Source organism: Pseudomonas thivervalensis (genome assembly GCF_001269655.1).
GTDB lineage: Bacteria > Pseudomonadota > Gammaproteobacteria > Pseudomonadales > Pseudomonadaceae > Aquipseudomonas > Aquipseudomonas thivervalensis.
On sequence record NZ_LHVE01000007.1, the window covers coordinates 499,966 to 517,167 of the forward strand.

Consider the following 17,202-nt stretch of genomic DNA (forward strand, 5'->3'; position numbering starts at 1 on the left):
TTCGGTGTAGGGACAAAATTGGCCCTCGGCAAAATGTCGCAACGAAGGAAAGAGGCGAGGGGGTCAGGTCGGTTGTGACTGGGTGTGTTCGAACACGGCGTTCGGGTGATACCAGGCAACTGTCGCAACAGCCGGTATTCACCTGCCTTTGCGGCCTTTTTGACGAACGGATTGTCGAACGCATCGGGTCGGATCGACCTGAAACCGGCAGTCGCCAGCGCACGCAAAGGCAAGCTTAGACCTGATTCCGGGGAACCGAAAGAAAGACTATGGGAGGGTGCGACAATGCGTCGCGCAGGGGCACGGAACAGCCGCATCCGATGAATGCGGCTGTTCGTGTGGTCAGGATTTATTCGCTTTTGTGTTCCGCTTGCAGGCGCTCGGTGCCGACGCCCTGGGACAGGCTGTAGACGTAAGCCGCTAGCAGTTGCACCTTGTCGTTGCCCAGCAGCTCATTCTGCGCCGGCATGTGGCCTTGGCGACCATGGCGAATGGTCTGCTGCAACTGGGTCAGGCTGGTGCCGTAGATGAAGCCGGCCGGTTGCGTCAGGTTCGGCGCGCCCATGGCTTCGGTGCCCTGGCCGTTGGCGCCGTGGCAGGCGACGCAGGTGGTATTGAAGGCCTGCTGGCCGGCTTGCAGGTCGGCACTGCTGTCCGCCGGCAAAGGCAGGCCCGCCAGGTCGTGGCGCACATAGGCGGCCACGTTCTTGACGCCGGCTTCCCCCAACACTTCGCCCCAGGCCGGCATCGCCGCCATGCGGCCGCCCATGATGGTCGCCTTGATGGTCTCGGCAGCGCCGCCCCAGCGCCAGTTGCTGTCGGCCAGGTTCGGGAAGCCGAAGGCACCCTTGGCGTCCGAACCGTGGCAGACCGAGCAGTTGGAGGCGAACAGGCGACCGCCCATCTTCAAGGCCTGTGGGTCCTTGGCCACGTCCTCCACGGGCATGGCGGCGAATTTGGCGAAGATCGGCCCGAATTTGGCGTCGGCCTTGGCCATTTCCTTTTCCCATTCATGGGCGCCGGTCCAGCCGTTCTCGTAGCCGGGCAGGATGCCTTTCCAGTTGCCCAGGCCCGGGTAGAGGACCAGATAGCCAACGGAAAACACCAGGGTGCCGGCGAACAGCAGGAACCACCACTGCGGCAGCGGGTTGTCGTACTCCTCGATGCCGTCGAAGCTGTGGCCCATGGTCTGGTCGACGCTGCCCTTGGTCTCGCCCTTGCGGGTGCCGATCAGCAGCCAGGTCAGGCCGATGAGGCTGCCGATGGTCAGTACGCAGATCCACGTACTCCAGAAGGTGGTCATGGCCGGGTACTCCTTGTTGCAGGGTCTTGGGGGGTAAGGTCGGCGGGCGGTTCGTCGGCGAACGGTAGCAGGCGCGCCTGGGCGAACTCCGGTCCGCGCTTGCTGCTGAACACCCACAGGGTCAGGCCGATGAAAGCCACGAACACCACGACGGTGCCCAGGCCGCGGATCATTCCAGTGCTCATTTCAAAAAACATCAGGCTCACCTCTTGCTCTTGATGGCAGTGCCGAGCACTTGCAGGTAGGCCACCAGCGCGTCCATCTCGGTCTTGCCCTTGAGCGAGGCCACGCTACCTGCGATGTCGTCGTCGGTGTACGGCACGCCGAGGGTGCGCATGGCGCGCAGCTTGCCTTCGGTGTGGCTGCTGTCCACCGCCTGGGCTACCAGCCATGGGTAGGCCGGCATTTTCGACTCCGGCACGACGTTGCGCGGGTTGTACAAGTGGGCGCGGTGCCAGTCATCGGAGTAGCGTGCGCCGACCCGTGCCAGGTCCGGCCCGGTGCGCTTGGAGCCCCACAGGAACGGGTGGTCCCAGACGCTTTCGCCGGCGACGGAGTAGTGGCCATAGCGCTCGGTCTCGGCGCGGAACGGACGGATCATCTGCGAGTGGCAGCCGACGCAGCCTTCACGGATGTAGATGTCGCGGCCTTCCAGTTGCAGGGCGGTGTAGGGCTTCATGCCGTCCACCGGCTTGTTGGTCACGTCCTGGAAGAACAGCGGCACGATCTGGGTCAGGCCACCGATGCTCACGGCCAGAACCATCAGCAGCATCAGCAGGCCGACGTTTTTTTCGATTGTTTCGTGTTTCATGGCGGACTCCTCAGGCCATCTGCGCGGCAGCGGCGGCTTCGGCAGGCTGGTAGGCCCGCACGGTGCGCCAGGTGTTGTAGGCCATCAGCAGCATGCCGATGAGGAAGATCGCCCCGCCCGCCAGCCGCACGACGAAGCCGGGGTGGCTGGCCACCAGGGTTTCGACGAAGGAGTAGGTGAGGGTGCCGTCCTCGTTCACCGCACGCCACATCAGGCCCTGGGCGATGCCGTTGACCCACATCGAGGCGATGTAGAGCACGGTGCCGATAGTCGCGAGCCAGAAGTGCGCGTTGATCAGGCCGATGCTGTGCATCTGTGGCCGACCGAAGACTTTCGGGATCATGTGGTACAGCGCGCCGATGGAAATCATCGCCACCCAGCCGAGCGCGCCGGCATGCACGTGGCCGATGGTCCAGTCGGTGTAGTGGGAGAGGGCGTTGACGGTCTTGATCGCCATCATCGGACCTTCGAAGGTCGACATGCCGTAGAACGCCAGGGACACCACCAGGAAGCGCAGGATCGGGTCGCTGCGCAACTTATGCCAGGCACCTGACAGGGTCATCATGCCGTTGATCATGCCGCCCCAGCTCGGTGCGAGCAGGATCAGCGACATCACCATGCCCAGCGACTGCGCCCAGTCCGGCAGCGCGGTGTAGTGCAAGTGGTGCGGGCCGGCCCAGATGTACAGGGTGATCAGCGCCCAGAAGTGGACGATGGACAAGCGATAGGAATACACCGGACGTTCGGCCTGCTTCGGCACGAAGTAGTACATCATCCCCAGGAAGCCTGCGGTGAGGAAAAAGCCTACGGCGTTGTGGCCGTACCACCATTGCACCATCGCATCCGTGGCCCCGGCGTACACCGAGTAGGATTTGGTGAAGCTCACTGGCAGTTCCAGATTGTTGACGATGTGCAGGATCGCCACGGTCAGGATGAACCCGCCGAAGAACCAGTTACCGACGTAGATGTGCTTGGTGTTGCGCTTGGCCACGGTGCCGAAGAACACGATGGCGTAGGCGACCCAGACGATGGTGATCAGGATGTCGATCGGCCATTCCAGTTCGGCGTACTCCTTGGAACTGGTGTAGCCCAGCGGCAGGCTGATGGCCGCCAGCAGGATCACCAACTGCCAGCCCCAGAAGCAGAACGCGGCGATTTTCGGCGCAAACAGCTGGGTCTGGCAGGTGCGTTGCACCGAGTAGAACGAACTGGCAAACAACGCGCAGCCGCCGAAGGCGAAGATCACCGCGTTGGTGTGCAACGGGCGCAGGCGACCGAAGCTGGTCCAGGGCAAATCGAAGTTGAGCTGCGGCCAGACCAATTGGGCCGCGAGAAAAACCCCGAGCCCCATGCCGACGATGCCCCACACCACCGTCATAATGGCGAATTGGCGGACCACCTTGTAGTTGTAGGCGGTACTGATAGAAGTGTTCATGGTTCCCCATCCACGGTTCAGCCGAAGTGAGCGCCTGCGCAAGGCAGTGCGGCGTTCTTCGCCTGGAGTTATAGGCAGACTAAAAGCGAGGCAAGCATGGACAAACAGCACAAGGCCAGTATTGACGGGGATCAATGGGCGCGGTGCGTGGCGCGACACGGCTGGCTGTGGACGGGCGCGCAACCGGGCGCGGGCGCCGAGCCTGCGACCCTGATCCTGGCCCACGGTGCCGGTGCGCCGATGGACAGCGGCTTCATGGAGGAAATGGCCGCGCGCCTTGCCGCACAGGGCGTCAACGTATTGCGCTTCGAGTTTCCCTACATGGCCCAGCGGCGCCTGGATGGTGGCAAGCGGCCCCCGAACCCTGCCCCCAAGCTGCTCGAATGCTGGCGTGAGGTGTACGCCACGGTGCGGCCTTATGTCGCTGGGCGGCTGGCCATTGGCGGCAAGTCCATGGGCGGACGCATGGCGAGCTTGCTGGCCGATGAGTTGGGTGCCGATGCGCTGGTGTGCCTGGGGTATCCGTTCTATGCGGTGGGCAAGCCGGAGAAACCGCGGGTCGAGCACCTGGCAGGATTGAAGACCCGGACCTTGATCGTCCAGGGCGAGCGGGATGCGTTGGGTAATCGGGAGGCGGTGCAGGGCTACACCTTGTCACCGAACATCGAGCTGTTGTGGTTGGTGGCGGGGGATCATGATTTGAAGCCGTTGAAGGCTTCGGGATTTAGTCATGAGCACCATCTGCAGGCGGCGGCGCAGGCGGTGGCCGGGTTTGTGTCTCAAGACTGATGCTGCCAGTCATGGCCTCATCGCGAGCAAGCTCGCTCCCACATTGGAATGCATTTGAATGAGCGACCCACAACCCCTGTGGGAGCGAGCTTGCTCGCGATAGCGGTCTATCAGGCAACAAAAAACCCGGAAGCTTTCGCTGCCCGGGTTTTTTGATCAAGCCGACACCTATCAGCGGTTAAACCGCTCCACCAACGAATACTGCGTATTGGCCGTGCGGGTCAGTTCTTCGCTGAGCAGCGCCGAGCTGTGGGCCTGGCCGGAGGTCTGGTCGGCCAGTTCCGAGATGTTGCTGATGTTGCGGCTGATTTCCTCGGCCACCGAACTTTGCTCCTCGGTGGCGGCGGCGATCTGGGTGGTCATGTCCGTGATATGCGCCACCGCTTCGCTGATGCCCACCAGTGCCTGATCCGCTTCCATGACCCGGGCCACGCCTTCTTCGGCCTGACGATGGCCGGCGTCCATGGTTTGCACGGCGTTGGTGGCGGTCTGCTGGAGCTTGGCGATCAGGGCGTGGATCTGCCCGGTGGATTCGCTGGTGCGTTGGGCCAGTTGCCGCACTTCGTCGGCCACCACGGCAAAGCCGCGACCCATCTCGCCGGCACGGGCCGCTTCGATGGCGGCGTTGAGGGCCAGCAGGTTGGTCTGGTCGGCGATGCCTTTGATCACATCGACCACGCCACCGATCTCGTCGCTGTCCTTGGCCAACTGGGTCACGGTTTGACCGGTCTCACCGACCACCACCGACAGCCGCTCGATGGCTTCGCGGGTTTCCCCGGCGATGTCGCGGCCGCGACTGGTCAGGCGATTGGCTTCCTGGGTGGCATCGGCGGTGCGCTGCACGTGGCTGGCGACTTCCTGGGTCGTTGCCGCCATCTGGTTGACGGCTGTGGCGACCTGTTCGGTTTCCACGCGCTGGCGCTCCAGGCCGCTGGAGCTGTCATGGGCCAGGGTATTGGACTGGCGAGCCTGGTCGTTAAGGTGTTCGGCGGTGTCCTGCAGGCGGGTCAGGCAGGTTTTCAGGCGTGCTTGCTGGCTGAGGATCGACATCTCCAGGCGTGCCTGGACGCCGCGGCTATCGGTGTACATCCGCGCGATCAGCGGGTCGGAGGTGGTTTGCTCGGCCAGGCGCAGCAGGCGCTTGATCCCGCGTTGCTGCCATTGCAGCCCCATCAGCCCCAAGGGCACCGACAGCAGGGCGGCCAGGGCAAAGCCCCAGGAGGAATTCAGAAACGCTCCGACGACGAAGCCCAGTTGGCTGACCAGGATGAACGGCAGCCAGTCCTGCAGTATCGGCACCCATTTGTCGCTGCCTGGCACTGCGGACTTGCCTTGGTTGATGCGTTGATACAGGGCTTCGGCGCGGGCGATCTGCTCGGCGGAGGGTTTGACTCGCACCGATTCGTAGCCGACCACCTGATTGCCTTCGAACACGGGCGTGACATAGGCGTTGACCCAGTAATGGTCACCGTTCTTGCAGCGATTCTTGACGATGCCCATCCATGGCAAGCCTTGTTTCAGCGTGCCCCACATGTGCGCGAACACGGCGGATGGGACATCGGGATGGCGCACAAGGTTGTGCGGCGCATGGATCAGTTCTTCCTTGGAATACCCGCTGACCTCAACGAATGCGTCGTTGCAGTAGGTGATGACGCCCTTGGTGTCGGTCGTGGAAATCAATCGTTGCTGGGCCGGGAAGGTCCTTTCGCGTTGTGTGACGGGTTGGTTGTTACGCATGGTGTGTAGATCCGCAAGGCTTTGAAAGGTTGTCGGCGTTGTCAGGTTTTAGTTGAAGTTATTTTTGCCTGTCGCTATCACGCCAGCATCGGGTAGGTAAATAGGGCGAAATGAAGCAGGTTAAGCAGAAAGTGTGTAGCAATCGCCGCGCCCAGGCCGCCAAAACGATACGCCAGGCCATAACCGACCCCCGCCAGGCCCGACAGCAGCACCCATTGCCAACCGGCGCCGGCATGCACCAGGCCGAACAGCAGCGAGGCCAGGAGCAGCGCCAGGGTGTCGCCTTGGGCCAAATGTTTGAAGCGCCGGCTCAAGCCCCCCTGAATGTAGCCACGAAACAGCGCTTCCTCCACGATCGTGACCAATAAAAGATTATTAAAGGCCCATAACCAGGCGTGATCCGGCCATTTCGGTGCCCAGTCGACCATGCCCAGCAGCACGGCCCCGCCGAGGGCCAGCACCGCGCTCAGCGCCAGACCCAGCGCTGTGGCCTGGACCGACAGGCGCAATGACCGCCGGCCGACGATCCAGGGGCAGGCCAGCAATAACCAGAAGCCGATCAGCGGTTTGTCCTGGTTCAGGTACATGGCAAACGGCACGGCGTCGTCGGTCAAGCGTTGCGGCGCGATTACCCGTCCGTTGAAAAAGCCAGGCATCCAGTGCAGGGCCAATGCCAGGGCCATGACAATGAACAGGGCATGCCCGAGAAACTGGCCAACCGGCGTCTGTTGCTGGCGAACCGCATACCCGGCGAACAGCAACAGCGCGACCGAGATGATCGCGGTCCAGGCCAACTGGCCGTTGAGCAGCGCCAAGCCATAGCCTGTGGAAAGAAGGGCCAGGTGAAGCCAGGGTAAAGCGGGCATACAACATCCTTTTAGCGGGAGAACTCTGGGCGAGGGCGGCCGTCGGGTCTTCGACGCCTCCGTGTCGCGCAAAGAGCACATTTGTGTCCATGCAGGTTCATGCGCGGGAGGGGCAAGCAGTTGGCGGACTCTGTTCCGTGAGTGCCGGTGGGATTATAGGCGGGCTGATACAAAAACAGCGCTTAGTAAGAACAATACTGTTCATTAGGATGGATTAAACCCGTGGCGAGGGAGCTTGCTCCCGCTGGGCTGCGTAGCAGCCCCTTTTTGTGAGCGCTTCGCACTCAAGCGGGAGCAAGCTCCCTCGCCACGAGGATCGTTTCATCCAAAGGTTTTTTCAAGCGGCAATCAACTGCCGCAAGACATAGTGAAGGATCCCGCCGGCCTTGAAATATTCCACTTCATTCAAGGTGTCGATCCGACATAGCACTTCGATTCGCTCCTGGCTGCCATCCTCCCGGGTGATGACCAGGGGCAGGTTCATGCGCGGCGTCAGTTCGACGTCGTTAAGCCCCAGGATGTCGAGGGTTTCCTTGCCCGTGAGGTTCAGGCTCTTGCGATTCTGGTCGAGCTTGAACTGCAACGGCAGCACACCCATGCCCACCAGGTTGGAGCGATGGATGCGCTCGAAGCTCTCGGCGATCACCGCCTTGACCCCTAGCAGGTTGGTGCCTTTGGCCGCCCAGTCCCGGCTCGAGCCGGTGCCATATTCCTGGCCGGCGATCACCACCAGCGGCGTGCCCGTGGCCTGGTACAGCATGGCGGCATCGTAGATGGACATGCGTTCGCCGCTGGGGATGTAGATCGTGTTGCCGCCTTCTTCGCCGTCGAGCATTTCGTTGCGGATGCGGATATTGGCGAAGGTGCCGCGCATCATCACCTGATGGTTGCCGCGTCTGGAGCCGTAGGAGTTGAAGTCCCGTGGTTCCACGCCCTGTTCGCGCAGGTAACGACCGGCCGGGCTGTCGGCCTTGATGTTACCGGCCGGCGAGATGTGGTCGGTGGTCACCGAGTCTCCCAGCAGGGCCAGGACCCGGGCGCCCTCGACGTTCCTGACCGCCGGTGGTGGCCCGCCGATGTCGTCGAAGAACGGCGGGTGCTGGATGTAGGTCGAGTCGTCCTGCCAGACGTAAGTCGCCGCTTGCGGCACCTCGATGGCCTGCCATTGCTCGTCACCGGCAAACACGGCGGCGTATTCCTTGTGGAACATGCTGGTGTTGACCTGGGCCACGGCGGCGGCCACTTCCTGGCTGCTGGGCCAGATGTCCCGCAGGTACACCGGCTTGCCGTCCCGGTCGTTGCCCAGCGGCTCGCTGCTGATGTCGATGCGCACCGTGCCGGCCAGGGCATAGGCCACCACCAATGGCGGCGAAGCCAGCCAGTTGGTCTTCACCAGTGGATGCACCCGGCCTTCGAAGTTGCGGTTGCCCGACAAGACGGAGGCCACGGTGAGGTCGGCTTTCTGGATGGCTTTTTCGATGGGGTCCGGCAACGGCCCGGAGTTGCCGATGCAAGTGGTGCAACCATAGCCCACCAAGTCGAAACCGAGTTTGTCCAGGTACTCGGTCAGTCCCGCCGCCTTGTAGTAGTCGGTGACCACCTTGGAGCCCGGCGCCAGGGAGCTCTTGACCCAAGGCTTGCGGACCAGGCCCTTTTCCACGGCTTTTTTCGCCAGCAGCCCGGCGGCCATCATCACGCTGGGGTTGGAGGTGTTGGTGCACGAGGTGATCGCGGCAATCACCACCGCACCGTTTTTCAGGCGATGGGTGTGGCCTTCGTATTCATACTCGGCTTCGCCCACCTGATCGGCGTTGCCCACCGCGACGCCACCGCCGCCTTCACTTTCCAGGCGGCCTTCTTCTTTACTGGTGGGTTTGACCTGCAATCCCAGGAAGTCGCTGAAGGCCTGGCCGACATTCGGCAGCGAAACGCGGTCCTGAGGGCGTTTGGGCCCGGCGAGACTGGCCTCGACGCTGCCCATGTCCAGCTCCAGGGTGTCGGTGAACACCGGTTCCTGGCCGGGCAGGCGCCACAGGCCCTGGGCCTTGCAATAGGCCTCTACCAGTTTTACGGTTTCCGCCGGACGCCCGGACAGGCGCAGATAGTCCAGGGTCACGTCGTCCACCGGGAAGAATCCGCAGGTGGCGCCGTATTCCGGAGCCATATTGGCGATGGTTGCGCGGTCGGCCAGGGGCAGGTCGGCCAGGCCGTCGCCATAGAACTCGACGAATTTGCCCACCACGCCTTTCTTGCGCAGCATCTGCGTGACAGTCAGCACCAGGTCGGTGGCGGTGATGCCTTCGCGCAGCTTGCCGACGAGTTTGAAGCCGACGACTTCGGGAATCAGCATCGACACCGGTTGGCCGAGCATGGCCGCTTCCGCCTCGATCCCACCGACGCCCCAGCCCAGTACGCCGAGGCCGTTGATCATGGTGGTGTGGGAGTCGGTGCCCACCAGGGTGTCCGGGAAGGCGTAGGTGCGGCCGTCCTCTTCTTTGGTCCACACCGTGCGGCCCAGGTATTCAAGGTTGACTTGGTGACAGATGCCAGTGCCTGGCGGTACCACGCTGAAGTTGTCGAAGGCACTCTGGCCCCAGCGCAGGAAGGCATAGCGTTCGCCGTTGCGCTGCATTTCGATGTCGACGTTCTGTTCGAACGCCTGGCTGCTGGCGAACTTGTCCACCATCACCGAATGGTCGATCACCAGGTCCACTGGTGACAACGGGTTGATCCGCTGGGGATCGCCGCCGGCCTTTTCCACGGCGGCGCGCATGGCGGCCAGATCGACCACGGCGGGGACGCCGGTGAAATCCTGCATCAACACCCGTGCCGGGCGGTATTGGATCTCGCGGTCGGAGCGACGCTCCTTGAGCCAAGCGGCCAGGGCCTTGAGGTCGGTGCCGGTGACGGTTTTTTCATCTTCCCAGCGCAGCAGGTTTTCCAGCAGCACCTTCAGGGACATGGGCAGCTTGTCGAGGTCGCCCAGGCTTCGGGCGGCGTCCGGCAGGCTGAAGTAATGGTAGGTCCTGGCGTCGACTTGCAGTGTTTTAAGGGTTTTCAGGCTATCGAGGGACGGCATTGAAATCACTCCTTTGAGTCCGCACGGCTACGGACTGACGGAACGGACAGAGCCTTTAACCTAGCCCTGTTTTAAGCGTATGACTAATCACTGGACTCTATTGCAAGGTTCGCGGTTCCGAACTCCGCTATCATGCGGCGGTTTTCGTGACAGGCTTTGCTACGGAGTTTCAATGAACACGCTTTTTATGCACTGCCGGCCGGGCTTCGAAGGCGAGGTCTGTTCCGAGGTCGCCGAACATGCGGCTCGGCTCAACGTAGCCGGCTACGCCAAGGCCAAACCGGCCAGTGCCTGCGCCGAATTTGTCTGCACGGAAGAGGACGGCGCCGAGCGGCTGATGCGTGGGCAGCGTTTTGCCGAGCTGATTTTTCCGCGCCAGTGGGCCCGTGGCACGTTCATCGAGTTGCCGGAAACCGACCGTATCAGCGTCATCCTGGCCCACATGTCGGCTTTCCCGACCTGCGGCAGCCTGTGGCTGGAGGTGGTCGATACCAATGACGGCAAGGAACTGTCGAATTTCTGCAAGAAATTCGAAGGCCCGCTGCGCAAGGCGTTGAGCGGAGCCGGCAAGCTCGTGGACGATCCGCGCAAGCCACGCCTGCTGCTGACCTTCAAGAGTGGCCGCGAGGTGTTCCTGGGCCTGGCGGATGCGGATAATTCGGCGATGTGGCCGATGGGTATCCCCCGTCTGAAGTTCCCCCGGGAGGCGCCGAGCCGCTCGACTCTCAAGCTCGAGGAAGCCTGGCACCATTTCATCCCCCGGGACCAATGGGACGAGCGCCTGCACAGTGACATGACCGGCGTCGATCTCGGCGCCGCGCCGGGCGGTTGGACCTGGCAACTGGTCAACCGCGGCATGCTGGTGACGGCGATCGACAACGGCCCGATGGCTGAAAGCCTGATGGACACCGGCCTGGTGCAACACCTGATGGCGGACGGCTTCACGTTCAAGCCCAAGCAGCCGGTGGACTGGATGGTCTGCGACATCGTCGAAAAGCCCGCGCGCAACGCGGCGATGCTGGAAGAGTGGATTGGCGAAGGGCATTGCCGCGAGGCCGTGGTCAACCTCAAACTGCCGATGAAGCAGCGCTACGCCGAGGTGAAACGCCTGCTCGAACGCATCGCCGAGGGTTTCAAGGATCGAGGTATCAAGGTCGAGATCGGTTGCAAGCAGCTGTACCACGACCGCGAGGAAGTGACGTGCCATCTGCGGCGGCTGGACACCAAGAAGCCGAAGTCCCGCTGAAGCATGTAGCGAGCTTTTGTGGCCAGAGATTGCTCCCGCTGGGCGGTGTAGGAGCTGGCGAAGCCTGCGATCTTTTGATTTTTTACTTGGAACTCAAGCGCCAATGGAAAGATCGCAGCCTCGCTTCGCTCGACAGCTCCTACAGCGCAGCCGAGCGGGAGCAAGCTCCCTCGCCACAGGGGGGTGATGCACCTCTGTTAAGCGCGCCGACATTGCGCGACAATGCCGGCCAGTTTCAGGAGTAGAACATGAGTGAAATGAACGACACGCCGGTCGATGGCACGCTGGATGCCACGGGCCTCAATTGCCCGGAACCGGTGATGATGCTGCACCAGCACATCCGCGACCTGGCCCCCGGTGGCCTGCTGAAAGTCATCGCCACCGACCCTTCGACTCGCCGCGACATCCCCAAGTTCTGCGTGTTCCTGGACCACGAACTGGTGGCCCAGCAGGAAGAGGCCGGCACTTACCTCTACTGGATCCGCAAGAAACTCGCTTAATCCGTCGAACGGCTGAGGCGGATCTGCTTGCGCGCGCTGCGTGCCAGGCGGATCGACAGCATCAGCGCCGCGCAGCTCAAGCCCACGATCAGGCCTTGCCACAATCCGCTCGGGCCGCTGGCTGCGCCGAGCCAGTCGGTCAGGCCCAGGGCGTAGCCCACCGGCAGGCCGATGCCCCAATAGGCGAACAGGGTCAGGATCATCGTCACCCGGGTGTCCTGGTAGCCGCGCAATGCGCCTGCCGCCGTGACCTGGATCGCATCGGAAAACTGGAACAGCGCCGCGTAGACGATCAGCATCGACGCCACTTCGATCACCACCGGGTCGGCGGTATAGATTGCCGCGATAGGCCCGCGCAGTGCGAACATCAAGCTTGCCGAGAGGCAGGCGTAGGCCAGTGCCGTGCCCATGCCCACCCCGGCGGCGAAACGCGCTTCACGGGGCTGGCGACGGCCCAGGGCCTGGCCGACCCGTACTGTGACGGCCATGCCCAGGGAGTAGGGAATCATGAACACCAGGGAGCTGAAGTTCAGCGCGATCTGGTGCCCGGCCACCACCGTGGCACCGAGGCTGCCGATCAGCAGCGCAATCACCGCGAAAATACTCGACTCGGCGAACACCGCGATGCCAATCGGCAGACCGATGCCCAGCAGGCGCTTGATCACGGTCCATTGCGGCCAGTCGAAACGGCTGAACAACCGACTCGACTGATAGGCCGGCGCCCAACGGGCCCAACCGGCCATGCCCAGGGCCATGACCCACATTACGATGGCCGTGGCCCAGCCGCACCCGACGCCACCCATGGCGGGTACCCCCAGGTGCCCATAGATGAAGATGTAATTGAGTGGAATGTTCAGCGCCAGTCCGCACAGCCCGAGCACCATCGCCGGTCGCGTGCGACCCAGGCCGTCGCTGAAGCAGCGCAGCACGTGATACAGCGCCACGGCCGGCAGGCCCGTGCCGATGCCCCGCAGGTATTCCATGCACGGGCCAATCAATTCGGGATCGACCTTCATGATGTGCAGGATCGGCTCGGCGCTGAACAGCGCCAAGGTCGCGAGCAACCCCACCACCAACGCCAGCCACAGCGCCTGGCGCACCAACGGCCCGATTTCATCGAACGTACTGGCACCGAAGCGCTGGGCCACTTTTGGCGTGGTCGCCAGCAGCGTGCCGGTCATCAACAGGAACACCGGCACCCAGATCGAGTTGCCCAGGGCCACTGCCGCCAAGTCCCGTGGGCCGACCCGGCCGGCCATCACCGCGTCGACAAAGCCCATGGCGGTGGTCGCGAGTTGCGCCACCATGATCGGCAAGGCCAGGGCCAGCAAGGTTTTCAATTCCAGGCGAACCCGGGCCGGGCGGGAGAGGGTGGCAGGAGAGTCGATGACAGGATTCACAGGCGAAGCGTCCGAGAAAAATTAGCGCAAGGCGGCGAATTCTACGCCTTGACGCAGTGGTCAGGAAAAAACCTGTGTTGTGGATTTGTAATCGTCAACGTTTGCCCGGGCAGTTTCTGTGGCGAGGAAGCTTGCTCCCGCTGGACTGCGAAGCAGGCCCAAAAAGCTGGCGGCTGCTTCGCACCCGAGCGGGAGCAAGCTCCCTCGCCACAAACGCGTTCACTGAAGCAATGGGCTGGCCCATCGAGGCGAGGAACGCCTACACTGCCCCTCCCGCCAAAGGAGCTCTGCCATGCTGATCGTCGCCGACGAAAACATTCCCCTGCTTGATGCGTTTTTCCAAGGGTTCGGCGAAATCCGCCGGGTGCCGGGCCGGGGGATCGACCGGACGATGGTCGAGCACGCCGATGTGCTGCTGGTGCGTTCGGTCAGCCAGGTCAATCGGGCCCTGCTGGAGGGCAGCAAGGTACGCTTCGTCGGCACGTGTACCATCGGTACCGATCACCTGGACCTGGACTATCTGGCCGAGGCCGGCATCCGCTGGGCCAGTGCACCTGGCTGCAACGCCCGTGGCGTGGTGGACTACGTGCTGGGCAGCCTGATGACCCTGGCGGAAATCGAAGGTGCGGCGCTGGAGCAGCGAACCTTCGGCGTGGTCGGCGCGGGCCAGGTGGGTGGGCGGTTGATCGAGGTGCTCAAGGGGCTGGGCTGGGCCGTGAAGGTCTGCGATCCGCCGCGCCAGACCGCCGAGGGCGGCGATTATGTGAGCCTGGAGCAGATCATCGAGCAGTGCGATGTGATCAGCCTGCACACCCCGTTGACCCGCGACGGCGAGCAACCGACCTGGCACCTGTTCGACGAAGCACGCTTGAACCAGCTCAAGCCCGGCACCTGGCTGATCAATGCGGCCCGCGGCCCGGTGATCGATAACGCCGCGCTGCGCGAGGTGTTGCTGGAGCGTGAAGACCTGCAGGCGGTGCTGGATGTCTGGGAACAAGAGCCTACCGTGGATGTGGACCTGGCCGACTTATGCGTGATCGCCACGCCGCACATCGCCGGCTACAGCCTCGATGGCCGCCAGCGTGGCACGGCCCAGATCTACCAGGCTTTGTGCGCGTTCCTGGAACAGCCGGCTGAAGTCAGCCTCAGCGACCTGTTGCCTCGGCCGTGGCTGGGTGGCGTCACCCTGGACGCCGAAACCGACCCGGCTTGGGCCTTGGCGGCGCTGTGCCGGAGCGTGTACGACCCCCGTGGCGACGACGCGAATTTCCGCCGCAGCCTGGTGGGCACCGTCGACGAGCAACGCCGCGCGTTCGATGCCTTGCGCAAGCATTATCCGCCACGACGGGAAATCGACAGCTTGAAGGTGCGTATCGAAGGGCAATCAGCGGCCCTGCAACAGATCGTGACGGCGCTGGGCGCCACTACCACTTGAGCGTGGAGTGCTCTTGTGGCGAGGGAGCTTGCTCCCGCTGGGTTGCGAAGCGACCCTAATGCCTTTTGGATTCCAAAAAGCGACGACTGCTTCGCAGCCGAGCGGGAGCAAGCTCCCTCGCCACAAGAGCCTCACCACAAGAGCCTGCAAAATCAGCAGGCATAAAAAACCCGACATCAAGGTCGGGTCCAATCGAGACGGGCTGTATCACTTTTGTTCGGCAGGCTTGACCAGTCGTTTTTCCAGCTCGCTGCAGGCTTTGCGGATCATGTCTTCGGTGATCGGTACTTCGCGCCCTTGTTCATCGATGAACGAGCAGCCCAGAGACTGGTCCGGTTGCGTGCGGATTACTTGAATCTTGTCGTCGCTGCTGTGTAGCAAGGACATGGCCTGTCTCCTCATCAGGTTGTGTGCCTACTTTAATGCCGCCAGGTGACCGAGCCATGACACTCCTTGTAGGTTCATGGCGACACCACCACTCAATCAGAAACACAGTTGCGTTTCCAGCCAGACTTTAGACCGATAACATCTAGCCGCTAGTCGTAGTGGTCATATTTAACCTGACTCATTCTGATTCAACTTGGTTCCGCTGCGTTTCGACGGCGCGGGGCCGGCCTTTTCCTGCTGCATTATCGGACGCCTTTGATGCTTTCTTCCCGACATCGCCGTGCCATGCGCCTGGCCAGCGGCTTCATCGCCCCTTATCGCAAACAAGTCGCCGGCGCTTTGCTGGCCTTGATTGTCACTGCCGGCATTACCTTGTCCATGGGCCAAGGCATTCGCTTGCTGGTGGACCAGGGCTTCATGACCCGTTCACCGCATCTGCTCAATCAGTCCATTGGCCTGTTCATGGTGCTGGTGGTGGGGCTGGCGATCGGCACGTTTGCGCGTTTTTACCTGGTGTCCTGGATCGGCGAGCGGGTGGTAGCCGATATCCGGCGGCAGGTCTTCAACCATCTGGTGTACTTGCACCCAGGCTTCTACGAAAACAACCGCAGTTCGGAAATCCAGTCACGGCTGACCACTGACACGACCTTGCTGCAATCGGTGATCGGTTCGTCGCTGTCGTTGTTTTTGCGCAACGCCTTGATGGTGGTGGGCGGCATCGTGCTGCTGTTCATCACCAATCCCAAGCTGACCAGCATCGTGGTAATTGCCTTGCCGTTGGTATTGGCGCCGATCCTGATCTTTGGTCGGCGAGTGCGCAGCTTGTCGCGTGAGAGCCAGGACCGTGTTGCTGACGTTGGCAGCTACGTCTCCGAAACCCTCGGCCAGATCAAGACCGTGCAGGCCTACAACCACCAGGTCCAGGACGAACAGCGTTTTTCCGTGACGGTGGAGCAGGCTTTCGACACCGCGCGCAAGCGCATCGCCCAGCGGGCCTGGCTGATTACCCTGGTGATCGTGCTGGTGCTGGGGGCGGTGGGGGTGATGCTCTGGGTCGGTGGCATGGATGTGATCGCCGGGCGGATTTCCGGCGGCGAGCTGGCGGCGTTCGTGTTCTACAGCCTGATCGTCGGCAGTGCCTTCGGGACCCTGAGCGAGGTGATCGGCGAGCTGCAACGGGCGGCCGGTGCGGCAGAGCGCATTGCCGAGTTGCTGCGTTCGGAAAATATCATCCAGCCGCCGGCTTCGGGCCTTGTGACCTTGCCTGAGCGGGTTCGCGGTGATTTGCGCCTCGACGGCGTGCGGTTTTCCTATCCGTCCCGGCCGGACAGTTACGCGGTCGACGGTCTCGACCTGAGCGTCAAGGCCGGCGAGACCCTGGCCCTGGTCGGGCCTTCCGGTGCGGGCAAGTCGACGGTCTACGATTTACTGCTGCGTTTCTATGATCCGGTGCAAGGGCAGATCCTGATCGACGACGTGCCGTTGACTCATCTCGATCCGCTGGACCTGCGCCGTCACTTCGCCCTGGTTTCCCAAAACCCCGCGCTGTTTTTTGGCACGGTCGAAGAGAACATCCGCTACGGCAATCCGCAAGCGACGTCCGAACAGGTGCGCGAGGCTGCGCAGATCGCCCATGCCCACGACTTCATCGAGAAAATGCCCGACGGCTACCAGACTCACTTGGGCGACGGCGGCCTGGGGTTATCCGGCGGCCAGCGCCAACGCTTGGCCATCGCCCGAGCGTTGCTGGTGGATGCCCCGATCCTGCTGCTGGACGAGGCTACCAGTGCCCTGGACGCGCAAAGCGAACACCTGATCCAGCAAGCCTTGCCCAGTCTGATGAAAAATCGCACCACCCTGGTCATTGCCCACCGTTTGGCCACGGTGAAAAATGCCGACCGGATCGCGGTGATGGACCAGGGCCAGGTGGTTGCCGTAGGTACTCACCAGGAGCTGGTCGCCAGCAATGCGCTGTATGCGCGGTTGGCGGCGTTGCAGTTCAACGTTGGCTTGGAGTCGGCAGCCGACTGAGCGCAGCGTCCACACGAATCCCCTGTGGGAGCGAGCTTGCTCGCGATAGCGGTGGGTCAGTTTGCATCCACGTTGAAGGTGCCGACGCCATCGCGAGCAAGCTCGCTCCCACAAGGTCCAGCAACCGACCAAGTAACCGACCAAAAAAAATGCCCGCATCCTTCGATGCGGGCATTTTTTTCT

14 protein-coding genes are annotated in these 17,202 nt (G+C 62.6%); 5 read left to right on the top strand and 9 right to left on the bottom strand.

Annotated elements, in window-relative coordinates; genetic code table 11:
* Positions 1-349: 349 nt before the first annotated feature.
* From ccoP to ccoN, 4 genes are read right to left on the bottom strand one after another with little or no spacing between them, the layout of a single operon-like run.
* Complete coding sequence (gene ccoP, locus AD659_RS09975; RefSeq protein WP_053120684.1) at positions 350-1,303, bottom strand: cytochrome-c oxidase, cbb3-type subunit III; 954 nt, start codon at positions 1,301-1,303, stop codon at positions 350-352.
* Positions 1,300-1,500 (bottom strand): cbb3-type cytochrome oxidase subunit 3, encoded by a 201-nt coding sequence (locus AD659_RS09980; RefSeq protein ID WP_053121358.1) that lies wholly within the window; start codon positions 1,498-1,500, stop codon positions 1,300-1,302. Before AD659_RS09980 ends, ccoP begins: the two co-directional genes overlap by 4 nt.
* Before the next feature lie 5 nt (positions 1,501-1,505).
* Positions 1,506-2,114 carry a cytochrome-c oxidase, cbb3-type subunit II gene (gene ccoO / locus AD659_RS09985; RefSeq protein ID WP_053120686.1) on the bottom strand — a complete coding sequence of 203 codons (609 nt, stop codon included), beginning with the start codon at positions 2,112-2,114 and terminating at the stop codon, positions 1,506-1,508.
* 10 nt (positions 2,115-2,124) lie between these two features.
* Positions 2,125-3,549, bottom strand: coding sequence for a cytochrome-c oxidase, cbb3-type subunit I (gene ccoN / locus AD659_RS09990; RefSeq protein WP_053120688.1), 1,425 nt, complete (start codon positions 3,547-3,549; stop codon positions 2,125-2,127).
* Between the two features lie 96 nt (positions 3,550-3,645).
* On the opposite strand from ccoN, the gene AD659_RS09995 reads away from it, so the two are divergent.
* Entirely contained in the window at positions 3,646-4,338 is a 693-nt protein-coding gene (locus AD659_RS09995; RefSeq protein ID WP_053120690.1) for an alpha/beta family hydrolase, read from the top strand.
* A 171-nt stretch (positions 4,339-4,509) separates the two neighbouring features.
* Here AD659_RS09995 and AD659_RS10000 read toward each other — a convergent pair whose 3' ends face one another.
* The 3 genes from AD659_RS10000 to acnA all read right to left on the bottom strand — a co-directional run bounded on the left by AD659_RS10000 (position 4,510) and on the right by acnA (position 10,020).
* A complete protein-coding gene (locus tag AD659_RS10000; RefSeq protein ID WP_053120693.1) occupies positions 4,510-6,075 on the bottom strand; it encodes a methyl-accepting chemotaxis protein in 1,566 nt (521 codons plus the stop codon).
* Between the two features lie 77 nt (positions 6,076-6,152).
* On the bottom strand, positions 6,153-6,941 hold the full coding sequence (locus tag AD659_RS10005; RefSeq protein WP_053120695.1) for a CPBP family intramembrane glutamic endopeptidase: 789 nt from the start codon (positions 6,939-6,941) through the stop codon (positions 6,153-6,155).
* 337 nt (positions 6,942-7,278) lie between these two features.
* Positions 7,279-10,020: an aconitate hydratase AcnA gene (acnA, locus tag AD659_RS10010; protein ID WP_053120697.1), complete on the bottom strand. Its 2,742-nt coding sequence runs from the start codon at positions 10,018-10,020 to the stop codon at positions 7,279-7,281.
* Positions 10,021-10,192: 172 nt separating this feature from the next.
* On the opposite strand from acnA, the gene rlmM reads away from it, so the two are divergent.
* Together rlmM and tusA are read left to right on the top strand one after the other, a co-directional pair.
* Positions 10,193-11,266 (top strand): 23S rRNA (cytidine(2498)-2'-O)-methyltransferase RlmM, encoded by a 1,074-nt coding sequence (gene rlmM / locus AD659_RS10015; protein WP_053120699.1) that lies wholly within the window; start codon positions 10,193-10,195, stop codon positions 11,264-11,266.
* A 248-nt stretch (positions 11,267-11,514) separates the two neighbouring features.
* Positions 11,515-11,766 (top strand): sulfurtransferase TusA, encoded by a 252-nt coding sequence (gene tusA / locus AD659_RS10020; RefSeq protein ID WP_003183455.1) that lies wholly within the window; start codon positions 11,515-11,517, stop codon positions 11,764-11,766.
* On the opposite strand, the gene AD659_RS10025 is transcribed toward tusA, so the two are convergent.
* Complete coding sequence (locus AD659_RS10025; RefSeq protein ID WP_053120701.1) at positions 11,763-13,166, bottom strand: MATE family efflux transporter; 1,404 nt, start codon at positions 13,164-13,166, stop codon at positions 11,763-11,765. The two genes, tusA and AD659_RS10025, sit on opposite strands and share 4 nt — an antisense overlap.
* Positions 13,167-13,458: 292 nt before the next feature.
* Between AD659_RS10025 and pdxB the strand changes: the two genes are divergently transcribed.
* The gene (gene pdxB / locus AD659_RS10030) at positions 13,459-14,601 is read left to right on the top strand and encodes a 4-phosphoerythronate dehydrogenase PdxB (protein WP_053120703.1); all 1,143 of its coding nucleotides are present in this window, start codon (positions 13,459-13,461) and stop codon (positions 14,599-14,601) included.
* Between the two features lie 207 nt (positions 14,602-14,808).
* Here pdxB and AD659_RS10035 read toward each other — a convergent pair whose 3' ends face one another.
* Complete coding sequence (locus AD659_RS10035; RefSeq protein ID WP_053120705.1) at positions 14,809-14,988, bottom strand: PA1571 family protein; 180 nt, start codon at positions 14,986-14,988, stop codon at positions 14,809-14,811.
* 258 nt (positions 14,989-15,246) lie between these two features.
* Here AD659_RS10035 and AD659_RS10040 point away from each other — a divergent pair, with 258 nt between their 5' ends.
* On the top strand, positions 15,247-17,019 hold the full coding sequence (locus AD659_RS10040) for an ABC transporter transmembrane domain-containing protein (RefSeq protein WP_053120707.1): 1,773 nt from the start codon (positions 15,247-15,249) through the stop codon (positions 17,017-17,019).
* The last annotated feature ends 183 nt before the right edge of the window (positions 17,020-17,202 follow it).

Excerpts from the sequence above, each read along its gene's own strand:
- rlmM (WP_053120699.1), top strand. The coding sequence starts at position 10,193 with ATGAACACGCTTTTTATGCACTGCCGGCCGGGCTTCGAAGGCGAGGTC.
- AD659_RS10040 (WP_053120707.1), top strand. The coding sequence starts at position 15,247 with ATGCTTTCTTCCCGACATCGCCGTGCCATGCGCCTGGCCAGCGGCTTC.
- pdxB (WP_053120703.1), top strand. The coding sequence starts at position 13,459 with ATGCTGATCGTCGCCGACGAAAACATTCCCCTGCTTGATGCGTTTTTC.
- acnA (WP_053120697.1), bottom strand. The coding sequence starts at position 10,020 with ATGCCGTCCCTCGATAGCCTGAAAACCCTTAAAACACTGCAAGTCGAC.
- ccoO (WP_053120686.1), bottom strand. The coding sequence starts at position 2,114 with ATGAAACACGAAACAATCGAAAAAAACGTCGGCCTGCTGATGCTGCTG.
- AD659_RS09980 (WP_053121358.1), bottom strand. The coding sequence starts at position 1,500 with ATGTTTTTTGAAATGAGCACTGGAATGATCCGCGGCCTGGGCACCGTC.
- AD659_RS10035 (WP_053120705.1), bottom strand. The coding sequence starts at position 14,988 with ATGTCCTTGCTACACAGCAGCGACGACAAGATTCAAGTAATCCGCACG.
- AD659_RS09995 (WP_053120690.1), top strand. The coding sequence starts at position 3,646 with ATGGACAAACAGCACAAGGCCAGTATTGACGGGGATCAATGGGCGCGG.
- AD659_RS10000 (WP_053120693.1), bottom strand. The coding sequence starts at position 6,075 with ATGCGTAACAACCAACCCGTCACACAACGCGAAAGGACCTTCCCGGCC.
- tusA (WP_003183455.1), top strand. The coding sequence starts at position 11,515 with ATGAGTGAAATGAACGACACGCCGGTCGATGGCACGCTGGATGCCACG.
- ccoN (WP_053120688.1), bottom strand. The coding sequence starts at position 3,549 with ATGAACACTTCTATCAGTACCGCCTACAACTACAAGGTGGTCCGCCAA.
- ccoP (WP_053120684.1), bottom strand. The coding sequence starts at position 1,303 with ATGACCACCTTCTGGAGTACGTGGATCTGCGTACTGACCATCGGCAGC.
- AD659_RS10005 (WP_053120695.1), bottom strand. The coding sequence starts at position 6,941 with ATGCCCGCTTTACCCTGGCTTCACCTGGCCCTTCTTTCCACAGGCTAT.